Source organism: Shewanella sp. 125m-7 (assembly GCF_052977045.1).
On record NZ_JBRILQ010000014.1, the window covers coordinates 37,780 to 56,285 of the forward strand.

Below are 18,506 nucleotides of genomic sequence, written 5' to 3' on the forward strand. Positions count from 1 at the left end.
TTTCTAATTCAAAGTATTTAGCATGGCGACGAGCGATAGATTTGGCGGCATTATGACGCTGCAAGCAACTTGCTTGAGCAACTGTGCTCAGTCAAAAGTCAAATCAAGCCCAATGAATATAGCGTGATGATGTATAAATTAATGAAACACATGAGGGGGGAAGTAGGAGATGACTGATAATCCCACTTATTCCTCTCAATTAATGTCATGCACACAGCTTGAGCAAATCAATACTGGGTGCATGAGTTAGAGGGGACAGATACTGTTTAGTTATGCATCTTATCTACAATCGCTGCTGCGCGTGCATCGTAGTCTTCTTTATGGCAGCTACCACAACTATCTTTAGCGATATTCCAAGGCTGCACAAATTGCTTCTCCTTAGTATTCGTCGCCTCATTCGCCTCAGAGTAGTTTCTAATGTCGTCAGAAGGGAATGCTAAGTTAATGCGGAAAAGGTGTTTACTCGATGGCATATGACAAGTCGTACAGTCAATCTCAGCATGCATCTCTAGATCAGCACTGAATGTCTTATTGTCGTGACAATTGGTACAACTAGTGACGAGCGCATCTTCATGGCCTGGCTTGTCTCTATTATTCATAGAAGCATGTGGGTTGTGGCAAGTATGACATGCCATATTGCGCTTTTTACCCGTAGGCTCGCCAGTATTTGCATCTAAACCCAGTAGTGCATCTCCAGCAAAACGACCGCCATCGAAGTAATTGATTGCACGTCCACCAATAGTGTCGTCACAGATGGCATTTTCACCACAAAAGTCTCGGTTATGCTCGCTAACAAAGTCGTTAACAAAGAATCGGTTCGTCTGCTTGGTATGACATTCTGAGCACTTAATTGCCAAACCATAGCCCATATCAGGTTGACGTAAATCAGCTGCTAAACGGCCTTTAGCTGCCAATACGATATCATCTCTAGATTGACTCTTGATATGCTGCCCACCGGCACCATGACAAGCTTCACACTGGATCCCTGCTTGGTTAAATGTCCCACCAAAACCTTTCATGCCGTCTTGACGGTTGGGGTTTAGCTCTGAATCAGGCGTGAAATCTTTCCATCCAGTAGAGTGACAAAGGCCACAATCAAATTCCTTAGGCGTTGTTAACGGACCTGACGAAAACCCCTGCATATGCTTTTCTGAAATCGCTTCACCGTTTTGCGGCATGGATACCGCAACATGCTTACCGGTTAGGATATAGCCATCTTTGTCGATAAAGTTTGCCCAAGCATCATACCCACCAATAACATAGCTGATGTCACTCCAAGTCCACTCAAAATCACCAGGGTTAGCAATATTGTTAGTGCTATTTGCCACACCATTGAATAGCTCAACCGAGCCTTCTAAGTTGGTGAATGGCATCTCTGGCGCCTTACCATCAACCACTTTGTTCAATTTGAAGTTATGGCCTGTCTCGAAAAAGCTTTGCTTATCGGTATGGCAAGCGATACAAGTTTGAGAACCAACAAACTCCACCGCATGTGCTTGTACCGTAATGGTCACGGTAGCCGTAGCTTTAGCACCATGAGTATCAACAATCGTATAATCAATTATACTGGTGCCAACATTTTTCCCCGTAAAGACAATATTGTTACCCGACTGAGTCACTTCATCATCGCCTTGAGTAAGAACAAAGTCGTATAGTGTCAATGCATCGTTGTCTGCATCAGTATCGTTAGCCAATACATCAATATGTACAGGGGTATTTAGCAAAGCCATTGTGGCATCTGCGACAGCAACCGGCGCAGAATTGTCTACCGATGGCACTGAATTTGAATCATCGCCACCACAAGCTGTTAATGCCAGCCCGGCTAGCAATATTGCTGATCCCGTTTTGAACCTTTTCATATCATTCCTCATTTTTATAAATATCTTCACGCTGGAGACCAATGTTGTGCCCCCAAAACGCTGCCAATTAAGCCTTAAGGCCTTGGTTACCACGCGTACTCAATAGCGTACTTTTCAGTAGCCTGTAGTAACGGGTTACCCTCCCCAAGTAAGCTATTGATTAGTTGTGGTTAACTATTTGAAAGACCTTCCAATTACATTTTTTATCGATTGAAAAGTGATGCTTCAGCAGCTAAATATAGGCTGACGCAAACTACCTTTCAAGAAAGATTCTTTCTCGAAAGATACTAGATAGCCTTTAGCTTTCCAGCAAGGTATATTGTGCGCAAAATATTGATTTTGAGAGGTAACGCAAGTGGAAAAGAGTATGGAAGAAGTGCTGCAACAGAATGCGGCGAACTGGCCTGAGTGTGCAAAAACTTCCTACCCAGCTTTATTGCGACTGACTCAGGTAAATAACATTTTTATCCAAGTTATCACTGAGTGCGTTGGCCATTATCAATTGCAGCCCATTGACTTCAACTTACTTAGTTGCCTTCGTCGTCAACCTGCCCCCCACGTACTCTCGCCTACAGAGCTGTATCAAAGTTTGCTATTTAGCTCTGGGGGATTGACTAAAGTGCTGGTCCGCTTACAAGAGTCAGGATTAATTGAGCGCTGTGATAACTATGAAGATAAGCGCAGCAAGTTAGTCGTGCTGTCAGCTAAAGGTAAAGACTTGGTCGAAGAGGTTATGCCCGAACTACATAGTCAAGAGCAGAAGATGCTATCAGCATTGAGCAGTCATGAATTGGATCAATTAGACGATATGATGCGCCGAATTACACAAAACATGAACAGCGACAGCGACAACGATCAATACCCTAAGCGAATGCAATTCCAAGGGCGATATTAGTGAGTAAAACCGTGTGGGGCGCAGCATAAACTGTCAATAAACGGCTATTTAGGCATAGCGTCTCAACATATACTAAACTCCATTTTTCTGATGATATTAAAGATTATTCAGTGCTCGCGGGTTGCAAGATTTGCTAAACCAATACACAAAGTGAGCAACCACCTATTTTAGCGATAACGCTGCGTGTATTACATTTTTGCAAATCACTTTTTTAGCTAAAGCCTGCAGATAGCGGAGCATTAAAGTGTTATTTGCTTAATGTTGATTGTTATTCGCGCTATTCACATCCTCCACAATGATCCTGCTATTGCGTTAGCTCAATAGCCCCCTACGCCAGCATATTCTGATACGGTCTGCTCATAGTCGGCCTATATAACAGCACTCTGCGCCGGATTAAAGCTAATATAAACACTCGCATAAAAAGCAGCCTACACGTTGTTTTTATTAACTTTATCACCAATGACACCATAAAGAATCATGCCAAAAAATGCATTGTACACAACCGCTAGCCATGGCTCTTTTAGCCCTGATTATTAGTAGCAGTTGCGTCGGCCCTGATTACCAGAACGTTAATGATATTCCGTTCCAAGACAGTACCTTTAAAACTGTGTGTTGGCACAAAAGGTTGAAGATCCTACAGCGATGAGCAATCGCTCGTTTGTCGTCATGCTAAGGTCAATAACGTCGATGAATTGCGTCACTTTCCGGCAGTAAAAGTACTTTGGATTGCAGGGCCTCAATTAAGCCTAGTTGATGTCAGCCACAAGCCTAAACTCATAGAAATCTCTATCACTAAGTCAAAGCTGACTCAGCTAGATTTGAGTAAAAACTCAGAGCGCTTTGGGCCACTGGCAACCCACTCTCGCAGCTAGATATTAGTAAAACACCTTAGTTAAGTGACGATGAAGTCGATGATGGCGTTCAAGTTAGCGAGTAACAAGGGTTAACCCGCCAAGTAGCCTGTGATGGCTAAAATCACTTACCGCGATCTTGCATAGCCAATGCATTTTTGTGCATTGGTTTATTCAGTTCACTTTTAATCGCATCACTCATTATTACCGCCACTCATTAACGGCAGTAGACTTTATTGACCGCTGCATTGACTAGCAAGGTTTATCCAGCCCGATTAATAATATCCATTATGTACTATTGGCTCAGTCCTTCTTTAGCAAGCTTGTAGCGAATCCAATTTATTAAGTTTATGCTGATATAACGAGATTTAGATCTCAATCTGCTGCAATATTCGTCGTAAATAATGTTGATTGGTATAAGATGCCGCACCCCAATTTACAGGTCAACAGCCTTGCTTACCGCACCAACTACCGCGTTATATACTGACTTATCGAGTTACTACAATTTAATGTGCGCTGAAATTAACTATTCAGCACAAAGTGAGTGCATTCGCAGACTGCATCAAATCTTTGGCAATGGTGACAAAAACCACCTTGACCTTGCTTGCGGCACAGGTCCACACGTTAGATATTTCATCGACAGTGGTTATCAAAGCCAAGGTCTAGATATTAACCAGCCAATGCTCGACATTGCTAAGTTACACTGCCCTGAGGCTGAGTTTAGCTTACAGGATATGTGTGCATTTAGCGTTGCTAAAAAGCTCGATTTAATCACCTGTTTTTTATATTCAATTCACTATAGTGACGGAATTGAAAAGCTAAAAGCTTGTATCGCAAGTGCCCATAAAGCACTGAATGTTGGTGGTGTATTTTGCTTTAATGCTGTTGAAAAAAAGATGATCGTTAACGATTCATTTATTAAGCATCAACTCGCACACGACAGTGGTGATTTCACCTTTAGCTCAGGTTGGGATTATTGCGGCGATGGCGAGAAGCAATTGCTTAAAATCAGTATCGAGAAAACCACTGATTTAGTGACTCAGTCTTGGCAAGATGAGCACACTATGGTGGCAGTCAGCTTTGATCAGTTACAACAATTGCTAGCACCTTACTTTGAAGTGCACATGTTCGAGCATGATTACGATAAGATCATCTCGTGGGATGGCCAGTCAGGCAATGCTATTTTTACCTGTGTAAAAATCTAGCAGCTACATACTAATGATTAACCCTCTTGGGTTAATCATTAGGGGCTATAAACGGCAAAGCAAAACTGCGACAACGCGACAACGCGACAAAATGGCAGTAAAGTAGCTGTATAAAGACAAGTGCAACAGTATTTAACATCATTTCACTTCAGCTATCTAGAAGCTAATCTCGATAACCTTATCGTTAAACATGTACAGCTCCATCTCTAATGCTTTACCACCTCACCATTCACCATTCACCATTCACCATTCACCATTCACCATTCACCACCTAAGAAAATAGTAACTAACTATTCAACTCCAACTTTATCACGCCACAATCCAAAAATCGTACCAATAAAAGCCTCGCCCTTACCACACGGTTGTTAACAGGCCGTTAAATTCAAGCTAAAACGACTAAAAACCGACCATAAAAACCACCACCAATGAATTAATAGTCATTATTTTCGCATAATTATTGCATTAATTTTCAATCCGATTATAGTCGTTGCCAGTTAAGTCATTTGATAAAGAGAACTAAAAATGAAAAAGTCGATGTCAGCTATAGCGGGTTTAGGTTTGGGGTTAGCAGGTGTTTTATTACTCGTGGGTTGCGGTAAAAGTGATGATGTACTTGTGGTAGGCACCAATGCAACGTTTCCCCCTTTTGAATACGTAGGCGGTGTCAGCGGAGATGAAATCAAGGGCTTTGATATCGATTTGGCGCGTCAGATAGCCAAAAATGCGGGTAAAACGCTTAAGGTTGAAAACATGAACTTTGACTCGTTAATTGTCGCGCTTAACTCAGGTAAAATCGACTTCATCGCCTCGGGCATGACCATCACACCTGAACGCCAGGCCAGTGTCGACTTCTCATCTCCGTATTATGAAGCCACACAAATGGTACTGGTTAATAAAGACAATAACAGTATCAACAGTATTGATGACCTTAATGGTAAACGTATTGCGGTGCAGCTAGGCTCTACAGGCGACATTATGGCAAAGACTTATAGCCAACAAGTCACCGCATTCAATACCGGTTTTGAAGCCGTCATGGAGCTTAAAAATAACAAAGTTGATTTAGTGCTTTTTGACAGTGAACCCGCAACTAGCTTTTTGAATAAAAATCCACAACTGAAAATGATTGAGCTAGATTTCGAGCCCGAATTTTATGGACTCGCTGTGCCAAAGAACAAAACCGAGCTACTTAGCAACATCAACAGCACCCTTAAATCAATGAAAAGCAATGGCGAGTACGACGCCCTTGTGACGAAATACATGAAGTGAGCAGCTAATGATAGATGCAATAGTTAACTCTTTATTTACCCCTATTGGCGAAGATGGCTTAATCGGTATTTACCTCATCTTAAATGGTTTAAAAGTCACGCTCATCGTCACTTTCTTTGCCATGATAATGGGGTCAATTCTCGGTATTGGTACCACCTTGATGAAGATGTCGTCAAAATGGTATTTACGATGGCCTGCTAATCTATACGTCAGCGTTATTCGGGGCACACCTGTGGTTGTACAGTTAGTGATCCTTTACTTTATTGTTCTGGCATCTTTAGATGTTGATAAAATCACCGCAGCAATCATCGCCTTTGGCCTTAACAGTGGCGCTTATATTTCAGAGATCATAAGAGCAGGTATTCAAGCTGTTGATAAAGGCCAAATGGAAGCCGCGCGCTCATTAGGTTTGTCACACTGGTCGACCATGAAAGACGTTATTTTACCGCAAGCGATTAAAAATATTCTGCCGTCGCTAGGTAACGAGTTTATTGTGTTACTCAAAGAGACTGCAGTGATTGGCTTTATTGGTGGCGTGGACTTAATGAGGGCAGGTGAAATCATCCGTAGCCGCACCTTTGAAGACAGTGTGCCACTGTTTACTTGCGCCATTATTTACTTGCTACTGACCTATATTTTTACCTTTATGCTGTCTAAATTCGAAACGAGGTTAAAACAAAGTGATTAAAATAAATAACTTACATAAAAGCTTTGCTGACAACCACGTACTCAAAGGCATTAGTGAGCAAATTAACAAAGGTGAAGTAGTCAGTGTTATTGGTCCATCAGGCAGTGGTAAAAGCACATTTTTACGTTGCATCAATTTACTTGAGCAGCCGAATCAAGGCGACATTATCATCGATGGCCAATCAATTACTGCAGCGGGCGCCTGCGTTGATAAGCTAAGACAGAAAGTAGGCATGGTGTTTCAAAATTTTAATCTGTTTCCTCATAAAACAGTGAAACAAAACATCACTTTGGCACCAGTAAAGCTTGGTTTGATGACTGCACAAGAAGCCGACATTGAAGCCGATAAGCTACTTGAGCAAGTGGGCTTACAAGATAAGGCCGATGCCTATCCATCGAGCCTATCAGGTGGACAAAAACAACGGGTAGCCATTGCACGAGCGTTAGCAATGAAGCCTGAGCTGATGTTATTTGATGAACCCACATCAGCGCTTGATCCAGAAATGGTCGGTGATGTACTCGATGTGATGAAATCACTCGCCCAGAAAGGCATGACCATGGTGATTGTTACCCACGAGATGGGCTTTGCACGGGATGTATCAGACAGAGTGATCTTTATGGATGGCGGCGTAATTGTCGAACAAAGTGAACCGGAAGCTTTATTTAGCAATCCTAAAGAAGCCAGGACCCAGGCGTTTTTAAGCAAGGTATTGAGGTAACACCAAATTACGAGAGTAGGGTCTAAAAACGTTGCTCTCGTAGAGCTTACCATATTGTGCCGGCCACGATAAAACGTCTCTATAACCGCTTTTCCTTCTCAGTCAAGACCAGCCCCCTGAACTATAATAATAGATAGCATCATTTAGCCTTTAAGAGGTAACACCATGTCTATTTCAGCCCGATTAAATGAGTATCTAGATGACAATAACGTTGACTATGAGCTTGTGCCTCACCCCCATAGTTCTAGCTCGTTAAGTAGTGCAATTGCAGCCAATATCCCCCTATCAAAGTTGGCTAAAGCGGTGATTTTAGAAGACCATCAAGGACGAAGAGTCATGGCTGTCTTGCCAGCTAACCATAAGGTCAGCTTACGAACATTAGGCGACAAGCTAAACCGCGATCTACGCTTGATTGAAGAAAAGGAAGTTTATGACATGTTTAGCGATTGCCAAAAAGGAGCGATCCCTTCTTTAGGCGATGCGTTTAACCTCGAGGCGGTTTACGACGATCTACTGGTCGAAGCGAAAGAGATCTACTTTGAGGCTGGCGATCATAACAGCTTGGTGCACATGAACCGCGAAGCTTTTGTCAGGCTAATAAAAGATGCCAAGCATTTGCGGTTCAGCCACCAGAACATTCATTAACAGCTCTACATAAAATCCTTTATATGCGCCGGCACACTCCGGCGCTACAACTCGCTAAAAACCGACTTAATTACTATTAAAAGCTCACTCTATTAGTTCCATTATCATCTTAATTACAGCAGCCTTCTGGCAGCTCTATTCCCCACGCCCAAAAGTTAACAAGATGTAGGCAAACGTTTAAATGACTGGTTAACTAACCAACATGTCTTTGTCGTATTTGATAAAAATATTTTGGGTACTTATTCGTTCACTAGTTCAGTAAGCATATGTTTTACTATCAAAATTAAGACATCCGAAATAATAAAAGTATCCATCAACAATGATTGATGGAACAACACAATAAAAAGGATCTTTTAATGCGCTTAAATAAGTTAGTGCTCGCTTTGGGGATGGCTTCGACGGTTGTTTTAACCGGTTGCGGCTATGAAGAAACTGACAAAAGTGACTCACTCTTTGTACCAGAACCCACACCTGAAGTGATCCCTCCGCTGCAAGCTTTTGCCCCAGAAGGGCAGCTTAAAGCCCAAATTCGCCGCACCGCTTATGGCGTCCCCCATATCCAAGCCGACAATCTTGAAAGCTTAGGTTTTGGCAGCGGTTATGCTCAGGCTCAAGACAACTTATGTGTGCTCGCTGATGGGTTTATCAAGGCTAACTCTGAACGCTCGATGTACTTTGGTCCTCATGCTTCTATCGATTTCACCACGGGCTTGCCAACGGCTGAAGACAACGGCAACTTAATTTCAGACTTTGCCTACAAGGCACTGAAGATCCGTGAAAAAGCGGAAACGCAATACCCAAGCTTTAGCTACAATTCACGTGCATTAATGGAAGGTTTCAGTGCTGGTTATAACCAGTTTCTAGCCGATGTTGAAGCGGGAACTCAAGTCGGTGAACCTTTTTGTGCCGGTCAGCCGTGGGTTAAGCCCATTGATGGCGTAGATGTAGCTAATTACTTGTTCTCAATCGCGTTACTGCCAGGTGCTGCAAATTTTCTCGATCTGATTTTTTACGCTAACCCGGGGGATGGCCAAGAATATTTGCCGCGCATTGTCGGCCCTGCTCCATCTCAAGCGCAAACCGCCTTTATTAATGATGTGAATAGCAAATTTATCGCTTATCAAAGTGCTATTACGACACCTGAGACGAACCCACGCGATCTCGGTTCAAACGGTTGGGGCTTAGGTAAAGACAAGACTGAAAATGGCAAAGGTATGGTTTTGGGTAATCCGCATTTTCCCCATACTGGTAACCTACGTTTTTGGCAATCTCACCTGACGATTCCGGGTCATATCGACGTAATGGGAGGTTCACTAGTCGGTATGCCTGCCACGGTTAACATTGGCTTTAATAAAGATGTTGCATGGACACATACCTTCTCAACCGCTGAACATTTTGTGTTATATAACCTTGAGCTAGTCAGTGGCGATCGCCTGCAGTATCTGTTTGATGATGAGGCTATGCCAATCACTAAAGAAACGGTACAGATTTTGGTAAATGGCGGCCCAGCGGGTATGTTGGTGGCAGAAAAAGATATCTACACCACGCCAAAAGGCCCCATTGCAGAAGCGCCGGCTAACCAAGCCCCATTTGGTTGGGATGATGGCCAAGCCTTCATGTTGCAAGATGCCAATATGGCTAACAAAGATCCAATCGATCATTGGTTAGCCATGAACCGAGCGACCAATTTAGATGAGTTTCAGCAAGCCTTTAAAAACTACGATGGGGTAATTTTTAATAACACCATGTATGCAGATAAAGAGGGAAATACCTTCTATATTGATGACTCTACCGTTCCAGGCCTATCGGGTATTGCCAATAGCTTGTTAAAAACTCACCCCGGTATTATTGCCACACGTGAGCAGGCTGGCTTTACCATCTTACCGGGCAACGACTCTATGTTTGCCTTTGATAAACCCATGGCCTACAAGCATGCACCCAAGCTTGAGCGCACTGACTTTGTGCAAAACTCTAATAACTCGTTTTGGTCAACCAACTTAAGCCAACCACTTGAAGGTTACTCTGCAATGTATGGCGCTGAGCGTGGACAACAGTCTCTACGTACCCGTATGGCATTAAAGCTGATGGAAGAAGCGGCGGGTGAAGATGGTAAGTTCAATATCGATGAGTTAGAAGCGGCTGCACTAGCTAATGACATCTATCTTAATAGCTTGGTGTTTACTGATTTAATTACCCAATGTGAAGCTCAAGGCGATACACCTGTAATGGTTAGCGCTGCCCTATCTAAAGATATCAGCGCAGCTTGTACGGCGCTTAAACAGTGGAACGGCAAGCAAGATAACGACAGCATTGCTGGTGCTCTAGTACGAGAATTCGCCCATCAATTTGACCAAGCAAGTATGCTTACCGTCCCATTTGATGCCAATAATGCCGCTACTACACCAAACACTCTAGCCACAGATGGCAGCGCCTTAGTCGCCTTTGCCAAAGCAGCGTTAAACGTTGAAGCCGCAGGTTTTGATGTTGATGCCGCCATGGGCACTGTGCAGTTTGTTGAAAAGTCACTCCCGGATGGCACGCCATCAGGTACTAAATTGCCGTGGCCTGGTACCCATAATGCCGAGGGGGGCTTTAACGTATTCTCTACCCGTTTATCGGGTGACGATACGCTAGTTCCTCAGCATGAGTATGCCGCAGTGATGGATGCCGTTACCGGCAAACCATTGGCATCGGGTCTATCTGAGCAAGGCTATGCTATCCGTTATGGTTCAAGCTGGATGATGGCGGTGAGCTTTACCGATCAAGGGCCAGTGGCTAAAGGCATCTTAACGTACTCACAGTCGAGCAATATGTTAAGCCCACAATTTAATGACCAAAGTGAACTTTATTCTAGCAGCAAGCAGTTCCGTCCTTTCTTATTTACTGAAAGTGATATTGCCGCGGCCGTTGAGTCAACGGTCGAGCTAAGTGCACAAAAGCAATAATGATTAACGCAACTTAAGTACAACTAAGCGTACTTTAAGGCCACTTTTTTAGCCACGTTTTAGCTTGAAAAATAGCTGAGCTTTAGCTTAAAAAGTTAGCCTAAGTTATTCGTTAATGGGTTATCGAGAGAACGACCAAGAGGGATAAACCTAGGTTTATCCCTCTTGGTATTTATCACTTAAGCCTACCACTCCTCAACGTAACGACTGCAAAGTAAGCCGGCATCATCCACGTCGCCTTTTGCGAGCGACAACCTACATCAACTTCGAATGACATCAGCCGATATCGCCAAATAGTGTTTCAATGGCGTTCTTAATTATCAATAACTTAATTACATATCAAAACTTGCTGAAATGCTTGTTCGAGTGCATGATTTATTTAAGCGCCAGTAGAGTGCTAGCATAATTAGATAAGCGACAAGGAAGCGACATGCATATTCGACTTTGGATTAGCGCTTTATTTATGGCGGCAAGTTTGCTGCTATTGTCCATAACAATTCAAGCGGGTGAGCGCTCTGTTCCCAAAGCAGTATCTACATCAACAACCGTATCAAATAGTGATGTAGCCAAAACTATTGAGCTCAACAAATACCTGGGTGGCCACCAAGGCAAATTAAATAATAAGTCTGCACTGACGTTTAAGTTTACTCACACTGATGGCAGCCCTAACAATACTTGCAGTATTATCACCACTGATAATTACTTGAGGCATTCTAAAAATCGTCTCGAGAATATTAACTTAAGCGAGTCTGATTTTTACTTTGATTGTTTATGGAATGGTACTTATTACTTCCTATCAAATCGCGTTAAAACCTATGCAGAAGTCATTATCAAGCAACCCGACAGCCGATTTCCTATGTCGATGCATATAGAAGCCAAACTAGTTAGTTTATTAGGTGAAAGAGTCGAAATTATTAGCGGTGATATTTCGTTAAGAAGAAAGCCAAACTAGCCCAGACGTTTATCCCACTAGTACGACTCTGTTCACCATTGAGACTCTGATATGACGTTGCGGCTTACGACTTACCATCATTACGCTCTATTGCCCCAAAAACGCCTACAACGATTAAGCGCCAGCTAATTAACCTACTAATAAATAAGCTTTTAATCAACAAAACCAAGCCTATTTTATACCATTCCCCATTCAAATACCGCTTAAGGCATATTCAACTTATCCGCTAAATGTGACTCTAATTCCAATAACTCATCAAGCCAATCTACTTTATCTGGCCACTATGCAATATTAGCGCGCCGTAGATCTAGACCCAAAATATAACGCTTATAAAACCAATTTATAAACTCGGCTTTTAGGCAGATTTTATATCCTCGTTTTATAAAGCGATGGGCATCCTCGTGTATCAAACTCAGAGGAGACTACGTGCACTTTAATTTTACTTTTGACTAATTTTAAGTGTAGAAAACATGAAAGACATGAAGAGTAACGTCCTGCTTGTTTCGGGCCACCCCGATCTCAGCCGCTCCGTTGCTAATAAAGAAATCCTTAAACGACTCGATACGACCCGTCTATTTACGATCCATAAACTCGATGAGGCATGTACCAACTATCAGATTGACGTCCAAGCAGAGCAAGCGTTACTGAGCCAAGCCGGTATAGTCGTGTTCCAGTTTCCCCTTTACTGGTCCACCTACCCCGCATTAATGAAACTTTGGTTTGATGAAGTGTTTACCTATAACTTCGCTTTCGGCCCTGAAGGCGGCAAGTTGAAAAATAAAAAAGTTATTCTATCGATTACCTGCGGCGCGACTGAGAACTCGTACCAACCAGGCGAATTTAACTTTTTACCACTGGAGCAATATATACAAGCTGCAGTGCATCCGATTAAAGCGGCGCAAATGGATATCGTCGACACCATCATCACGTTTGAAATGAATTCAACACCCGATGAAGGTGGCAATCAAAACACGGTTATCGAGCTGTCTCAGCAACATGCTGAGCGCCTTATCAACTCAATTAATCGTCTTAATTAATCAAATAAACAATAGGTCTTATCATTATGTTGCAATCTTTACTCGGTATCGCAGCTCTACTTATCGTGGGCTACCTTTTCTGTAATGCTAAAAAACAAGTCAACTGGCGCACCGTCGGTGGCGCGCTAATTATTCAAATTACCATTGCAGGCTTTGTACTCGCCACTAGCTTTGGTGCCAATGTGCTGTTGTCGGTATCAAATGGCGTTGCCAATGTACTTGGCTTTGCCAGCAAAGGGATCTCTTTTGTGTTTGGTAACTTGGTTACCTTCCAGGTTGAAAACCTGGGCTTTATTTTTGCATTCCAAGTGTTACCTGCGATTATCTTTACCGCATCATTAGTCAGCTTACTGCACTACATGGGCATCATGACGTTTGTGGTTAAGGTTCTCGGTGGTGGACTACAAAAGGTCATTGGATCATCTAAAGCTGAATCGATGAATGCGATTGCTAACACGGTTTGTGGCCAAACCGAGGCACCATTATTTGTTAAGCCTTGGCACCCTCACCTAACTAAATCAGAGATTTTTGCCATCATGGTGGGGGGGTTAGCCTCAATTGCAGGTTCAGTATTGGCGGGCCTTGCGGGTATGGGCGTTGAAGTTCGCTATTTGGTTATGGCATGCTTTATGAGCGCACCAGCAGGCTTACTGTTTGCCAAATTGATGATCCCAGAAACAGAGCAGCCAGTGAATCATGTACCGGATCTGCCTGATGATGAAAAACCATCTAACTTTATCGATGCGATTGCTAAGGGCGCGATTGCAGGTATGCAAATTGCTGCTGTTGTAGGCGCAATCTTGATTGCCTGTATCGGCTTAATGGCCATGCTAAACAGCATGATTGGCTGGGCGGCTGGCTTATTTGGCTATGCAGACATAACTCTTGAGCTACTAATGGGTTACGCGTTCTCACCTATTGCTTGGTTGATTGGTGTTCCTTGGGTTGAAGCCAATGTTGCCGGTAACTTTATTGCACAAAAACTAGTGCTCAACGAGTTTGTCGCTTACGCAGGCTTTGCACCTTATATCTCTGGTGAAACTGTGGTTGCCGCAACTGGCGAAGTAATGTCGCCTAAGTCTGTTGCCGTCATTACTGTTGCTCTATGTGGTTTCGCTAACATAGGTTCAGTGTCTATGGTGGTTGCCGCGCTAAGTACCATGATCCCTAACAAGTCTAGCTACATCGCCTCTATAGGCATGAAAGTACTATTAGCTGCAACTTTGGCTAACTTATTGTCAGCGACTGTTGTTGGTTTATTTATGTCTTTCTAAGTCATCTTTAGCCGCGCAGTCATTATGACCAAGCTGTGGCTATCATGACCAAAAATGCTTAGCTCATTGTTCGAGTCTAAGCATTTTTTTATGCCGTTTTTGCTGCAACTAGGCCACTATCGCCTCCACCTCTACCAACACCTTCCTTTGCAAACGGCTATATAGTGTCGTCTTTAGATAAAACTCTCTTAATCTTTGTAAGTTTTTAAAGCTGCTTGTTTGTTAATTGTTGTTAACTGGCAGTTATTTAAGCTGTTGATTCGCTAAATAATTATTAGTGATACGTACTCAGTGAACCTTAGGCTAGGATGCGCGTCAAATACGTAAAGACGTATCCTTACATTTAGGAATTTAAACATGACTCCGCAAGAACAAGAACTGATCCAGAACGTTGCTAACAAATTAAAGGCTAGCCCAAACAAGCCTAAAGATGCTGAAGCTGAAAGCTTAATCGGTCAAGAGATCGGAGCTCAAGAAGATATCGTATACAAGCTAACTCAAGCCGTAATTGTGCAAGAGATGGCGCTTAAAGAGCTTAAGTCAAAGAGTGACTTTTTAGAGGGCCAAGTCGACCACTTTAGAAAAGAATCTGAGCGTGGCACCTTGAGCCGCATGATGGGCGGTACTAACCCTGCGCCAGTGCAGCCACAACCAGTGCGCCAACCAAGTGCATTTGGTAGCTTCATGCAAACAGCAGCAGGTGTCGCAGCGGGTATGGTAGCGGGTAACCTAATTAGCAACGCACTGTTTGGCGAAGATGAGCCAGCAACAGCAGAAACAACCCCTGAAGTGGCACCAGAAGCTACCCCAGAAACAGAAGCGCCAACAGAAACGGCAGCAACGGAAGATAGCGGTTCAAGCTTCTTAGATGGCAACTCAGACTTTGCTTCTGAATATGCTAGCGAAGACACGTTTGCTAACACAGGTTTTGGTGGCGATGAAAGCTTTGGTGGCTTTGATGATGGCGGTTTCGGTGGTGACTTCGGCGACGACGAAGAGTAACCAGATGTAAAAACATTGACTCTGTGGTAGTCGAATAGGCTTTTATTCGCCTGCCACAGAGGCTTTAATATCGATTTATTTGTGCCGAGTTTTTGGCACTTGGATGTTATTAACGCAACCACTAAACGAGCCCCACAAGTTACACATTTTAAAACCCTGCAAATTCAATAACTAATCTCATTTCATATCAAATTTATATTGTGACTAATCTGGACATGCTTATGTCAACCAACTGTCACCAATAAAAGTATAAACTCCTTAATTTCAATAACTTATTGCATTATATTTTTTTGCGATTACTCTATTCCTCTGTCAGCAATACCACTGACATTATAGAAAAAGGCAAACCAGTAGAAATGCTGGGACGCAAAGCTTCCGGTCTAAGGGAATTTCCTAAGATAGCGGGGACGCCAACCATAAGTTAGCACCAATACACTTGGCGCTAGTTTAACTGTGCTCATGCTTTGTTTGCCTTATTGAAAACTCAATAAGGAACACTCTCTTGCAAGCTAAACTTTCAATATCCACATTAGTGGTTTCTTCACTGCTCGCGGCTAACAGCTATGCTGCGCTGCCAGGCACACCAAGCTTAGGCTGGGGTGAATCACAATTCTCAATCATCGAAGTCGACCAATCTGCAACGGCTTACAATAAACTAATAAAAGTCAAAGACGCTGCTGATGTGTCGGTTAACTGGAACCTTTGGAACGGTGACTTCGGTGACCTTGCTAAGGTATTTTTAGACGGTAATGAAGTTTGGCAAGGCCCCGCTTCCGCGTCAGGTGAAGCCACATTTAAAGTCAGCAAAGGTGGCCGCTATCAAATGCAGGTTGGCCTATGTAATGCTGATGGCTGCTCAATGAGCACCAGCAAAGAAATTGTGGTTGCAGATACCGATGGTAGCCACCTAAAACCGCTCAATGCCCCCATGCTTGAAAACAACCGTCCATACCAAAATAAGACCGGCAAAGTCGTCGGTACTTATTACGTTGAATGGGGCGTATACGACCGAAAGTTCCCGGTTGAAAAAATGCCCGCGCAAAACTTAACTCACGTATTGTATGGCTTTACGCCAATCTGTGGTGGTGACGGTATCAACGACAGCTTAAAAACTATCGAAGGTAGCTTCCAAGCGTTGCAACGTGCCTGTGAAGGTCGCGAAGATTTTAAAGTCGCAATCCATGATCCATGGGCGGCGATTCAAATGTCACAATCAGGTCTTTCAGGCTGGAACGAGCCTTACAAAGGTAACTTCGGCGCGTTAATGGCACTTAAGCAAGCGCAACCTGACTTAGTAATCTTGCCATCAATCGGCGGCTGGACCTTGTCAGATCCCTTCTTCTTCTTTGATGACAAAGCTAAGCGTGCCACGTTCATTGAGTCAGCTCGTGAATTCCTATTAACGTGGAAGTTCTTCGACGGTCTAGATATCGACTGGGAATTCCCAGGTGGCGGCGGCGCTAACCCTAACCTAGGTAGCAGCAAAGACGGCGAAACCTACGTAACCTTGATGCGTGAACTGCGCGCAATGCTTGACGAGTTAAGCGCTGAAACAGGCCGTACTTACCAGCTAACATCGGCTATCAACGTCGGTTATGACAAGTTAGCGGCCGTGAATTACGCCGACGCTCAGCAGTACATGGACTACATCTTTATGATGGGCTATGACTTCAATGGCGCATGGCAGAACACAGATTTAGGCCATCAGACTGCCCTTTACGATGGTCACTGGCAAGAAAACACTAAGTACACCGCCGATAAAGGCACGCGCATCTTGCTAGAGCAAGGCGTTGATCCCGCTAAACTGGTTCTAGGCGTGGCTAAATATGGCCGCGGCTGGACGGGCGTCAGCGATTACAGCAATGGCAATCCATTTACTGGTACTGCCACAGGTCCTATCAAAGGTACTTGGGAAGATGGCGTTATTGATTACCGCGACATCGTTAATAACCACATGGGCCCAGAGTGGGAATATGGTTACGACACTGCAGCTGAAGCGCCTTACCTATTTAAAGCCTCAAGCGGTGATTTAATCACTTATGATGATGAGCGTTCGGTTAAAGCCAAAGGCCAATATGTATTAGACAATCAACTTGCTGGTATTTTCTCTTGGGAAATTGATGCCGATAACGGTGATTTACTTAATGCGATGCACGAAGGCTTAGGTCATGGTGAAGGTACAACGCCACCTGTAAACAAAGCGCCGATTGCTAACGCCGGTGCTGATATCACAGTGACGGGCCCGGCAGATGCCGAGCTAAATGGTTCCAACTCTCGCGACCCTGAAAACAGCGCATTAACTTATCTGTGGACTCAAGTCTCTGGCCCTGCGCTAACCATCAGCAACAACGATAGCGCCATTGCCAATATCTACTTAGATTTAGTTGAGCTTGATACTGAATATGAATTTAGCCTGACAGTGACCGATATCGAAGGCTTGTCAGCAACAGATACCATCACTGTGACCAATAAAGCCCCTGCAGCTAACCAAGCACCAAGCGTAACCTTAGTGGCGAGTGTTGCAGTGGAATCTGCTAAGAAAGTAAGCCTAAATGCAAAAGCGGCTGACGCAGATGGCGATGCGCTAACTTATGCTTGGACCGTACCAGCGGATATCGCCTTTACAGGTCAAGGCAGCCATAGCATTACGATGACTGCGCCAAGGGTAACAGAGGCAACTGAGTTTAGCGTTTCTGTAACTGTGTCTGACGGCAGCTTAGATGCCAGTGCCTCAAGCATGGTAAAAGTGACCGTTAAAGATGATGGCGGTGATAACGGCTGCGGCGCAACCGATCCAGATGCCGCTAACCACCCTGCGTGGCAATCAGCTAGCGTTTACACAGGTGGTGATACCGTTAGCCATGACAACCTAGTATGGCAAGCTAAATATTGGACTCAAGGTAACACGCCATCGCGTACTGCAGACCAATGGTTATTAGTCAGCAATGTACAGCTTGGCTGGAGCAATGGCGTAGCCTATAACGGCAACGACATCTCGATGCACAACGGCCGTCAATGGCAAGCAAAGTGGTGGACAAAAGGCGATGAGCCTGGCGTTGCCAGTGTATGGGTAGATAATGGCGCTGCAGGCTGTAAATAAGCCCTAGCCAGCCATGGGTGCAAAGCACTCACAAAAATGCCTGTCACACATTCTGACAGGCATTTTTAT

Annotated in this window: 13 protein-coding genes and 1 riboswitch; of the genes, 12 read left to right on the top strand and 1 reads right to left on the bottom strand. The window is 43.9% G+C overall.

All coding sequences use genetic code 11. The features are described from left to right. Nucleotides 1-266 precede the first annotated feature (266 nt). A complete protein-coding gene (locus ACVBIL_RS08770; protein ID WP_447166599.1) occupies nucleotides 267-1,859 on the bottom strand; it encodes an Ig-like domain-containing protein in 1,593 nt (530 codons plus the stop codon). Nucleotides 1,860-2,214: 355 nt separating this feature from the next. Here ACVBIL_RS08770 and ACVBIL_RS08775 point away from each other — a divergent pair, with 355 nt between their 5' ends. From ACVBIL_RS08775 to ACVBIL_RS08830, 12 genes are all read left to right on the top strand, one after another. Further along, nucleotides 2,215-2,754: a MarR family winged helix-turn-helix transcriptional regulator gene (locus ACVBIL_RS08775; RefSeq protein WP_447166600.1), complete on the top strand. Its 540-nt coding sequence runs from the start codon at nucleotides 2,215-2,217 to the stop codon at nucleotides 2,752-2,754. Between the two features lie 1,360 nt (nucleotides 2,755-4,114). Beyond that, nucleotides 4,115-4,810, top strand: a complete 696-nt coding sequence (locus ACVBIL_RS08780; RefSeq protein WP_447166642.1) for a class I SAM-dependent DNA methyltransferase — start codon at nucleotides 4,115-4,117, stop codon at nucleotides 4,808-4,810. 522 nt (nucleotides 4,811-5,332) lie between these two features. Next, a complete protein-coding gene (locus ACVBIL_RS08785; protein ID WP_447166601.1) occupies nucleotides 5,333-6,076 on the top strand; it encodes a basic amino acid ABC transporter substrate-binding protein in 744 nt (247 codons plus the stop codon). A 7-nt stretch (nucleotides 6,077-6,083) separates the two neighbouring features. Beyond that, entirely contained in the window at nucleotides 6,084-6,764 is a 681-nt protein-coding gene (locus ACVBIL_RS08790) for an amino acid ABC transporter permease (RefSeq protein WP_447166602.1), read from the top strand. Then, nucleotides 6,757-7,482 (top strand): amino acid ABC transporter ATP-binding protein, encoded by a 726-nt coding sequence (locus ACVBIL_RS08795; protein ID WP_447166603.1) that lies wholly within the window; start codon nucleotides 6,757-6,759, stop codon nucleotides 7,480-7,482. The genes ACVBIL_RS08790 and ACVBIL_RS08795 overlap by 8 nt, the downstream gene beginning before the upstream one ends. A 165-nt stretch (nucleotides 7,483-7,647) precedes the next feature. Further along, on the top strand, nucleotides 7,648-8,127 hold the full coding sequence (locus ACVBIL_RS08800) for an aminoacyl-tRNA deacylase (RefSeq protein WP_447166604.1): 480 nt from the start codon (nucleotides 7,648-7,650) through the stop codon (nucleotides 8,125-8,127). Between the two features lie 356 nt (nucleotides 8,128-8,483). Beyond that, nucleotides 8,484-11,072 (top strand): acylase, encoded by a 2,589-nt coding sequence (locus tag ACVBIL_RS08805; protein ID WP_447166605.1) that lies wholly within the window; start codon nucleotides 8,484-8,486, stop codon nucleotides 11,070-11,072. 430 nt (nucleotides 11,073-11,502) lie between these two features. Next, on the top strand, nucleotides 11,503-12,024 hold the full coding sequence (locus ACVBIL_RS08810) for a hypothetical protein (RefSeq protein ID WP_447166606.1): 522 nt from the start codon (nucleotides 11,503-11,505) through the stop codon (nucleotides 12,022-12,024). A gap of 470 nt (nucleotides 12,025-12,494) precedes the next feature. Next, nucleotides 12,495-13,061 carry an NAD(P)H-dependent oxidoreductase gene (locus ACVBIL_RS08815; RefSeq protein WP_447166607.1) on the top strand — a complete coding sequence of 189 codons (567 nt, stop codon included), beginning with the start codon at nucleotides 12,495-12,497 and terminating at the stop codon, nucleotides 13,059-13,061. Between the two features lie 26 nt (nucleotides 13,062-13,087). Beyond that, nucleotides 13,088-14,335: a NupC/NupG family nucleoside CNT transporter gene (locus ACVBIL_RS08820; protein WP_447166608.1), complete on the top strand. Its 1,248-nt coding sequence runs from the start codon at nucleotides 13,088-13,090 to the stop codon at nucleotides 14,333-14,335. A gap of 357 nt (nucleotides 14,336-14,692) precedes the next feature. Next, entirely contained in the window at nucleotides 14,693-15,337 is a 645-nt protein-coding gene (locus ACVBIL_RS08825; protein WP_447166609.1) for a DUF2076 domain-containing protein, read from the top strand. Between the two features lie 331 nt (nucleotides 15,338-15,668). Continuing rightward, nucleotides 15,669-15,752, top strand: a riboswitch (cyclic di-GMP riboswitch). Nucleotides 15,753-15,839: 87 nt separating this feature from the next. Further along, nucleotides 15,840-18,437 carry a glycosyl hydrolase family 18 protein gene (locus ACVBIL_RS08830; protein ID WP_447166610.1) on the top strand — a complete coding sequence of 866 codons (2,598 nt, stop codon included), beginning with the start codon at nucleotides 15,840-15,842 and terminating at the stop codon, nucleotides 18,435-18,437. Nucleotides 18,438-18,506 lie beyond the last annotated feature (69 nt).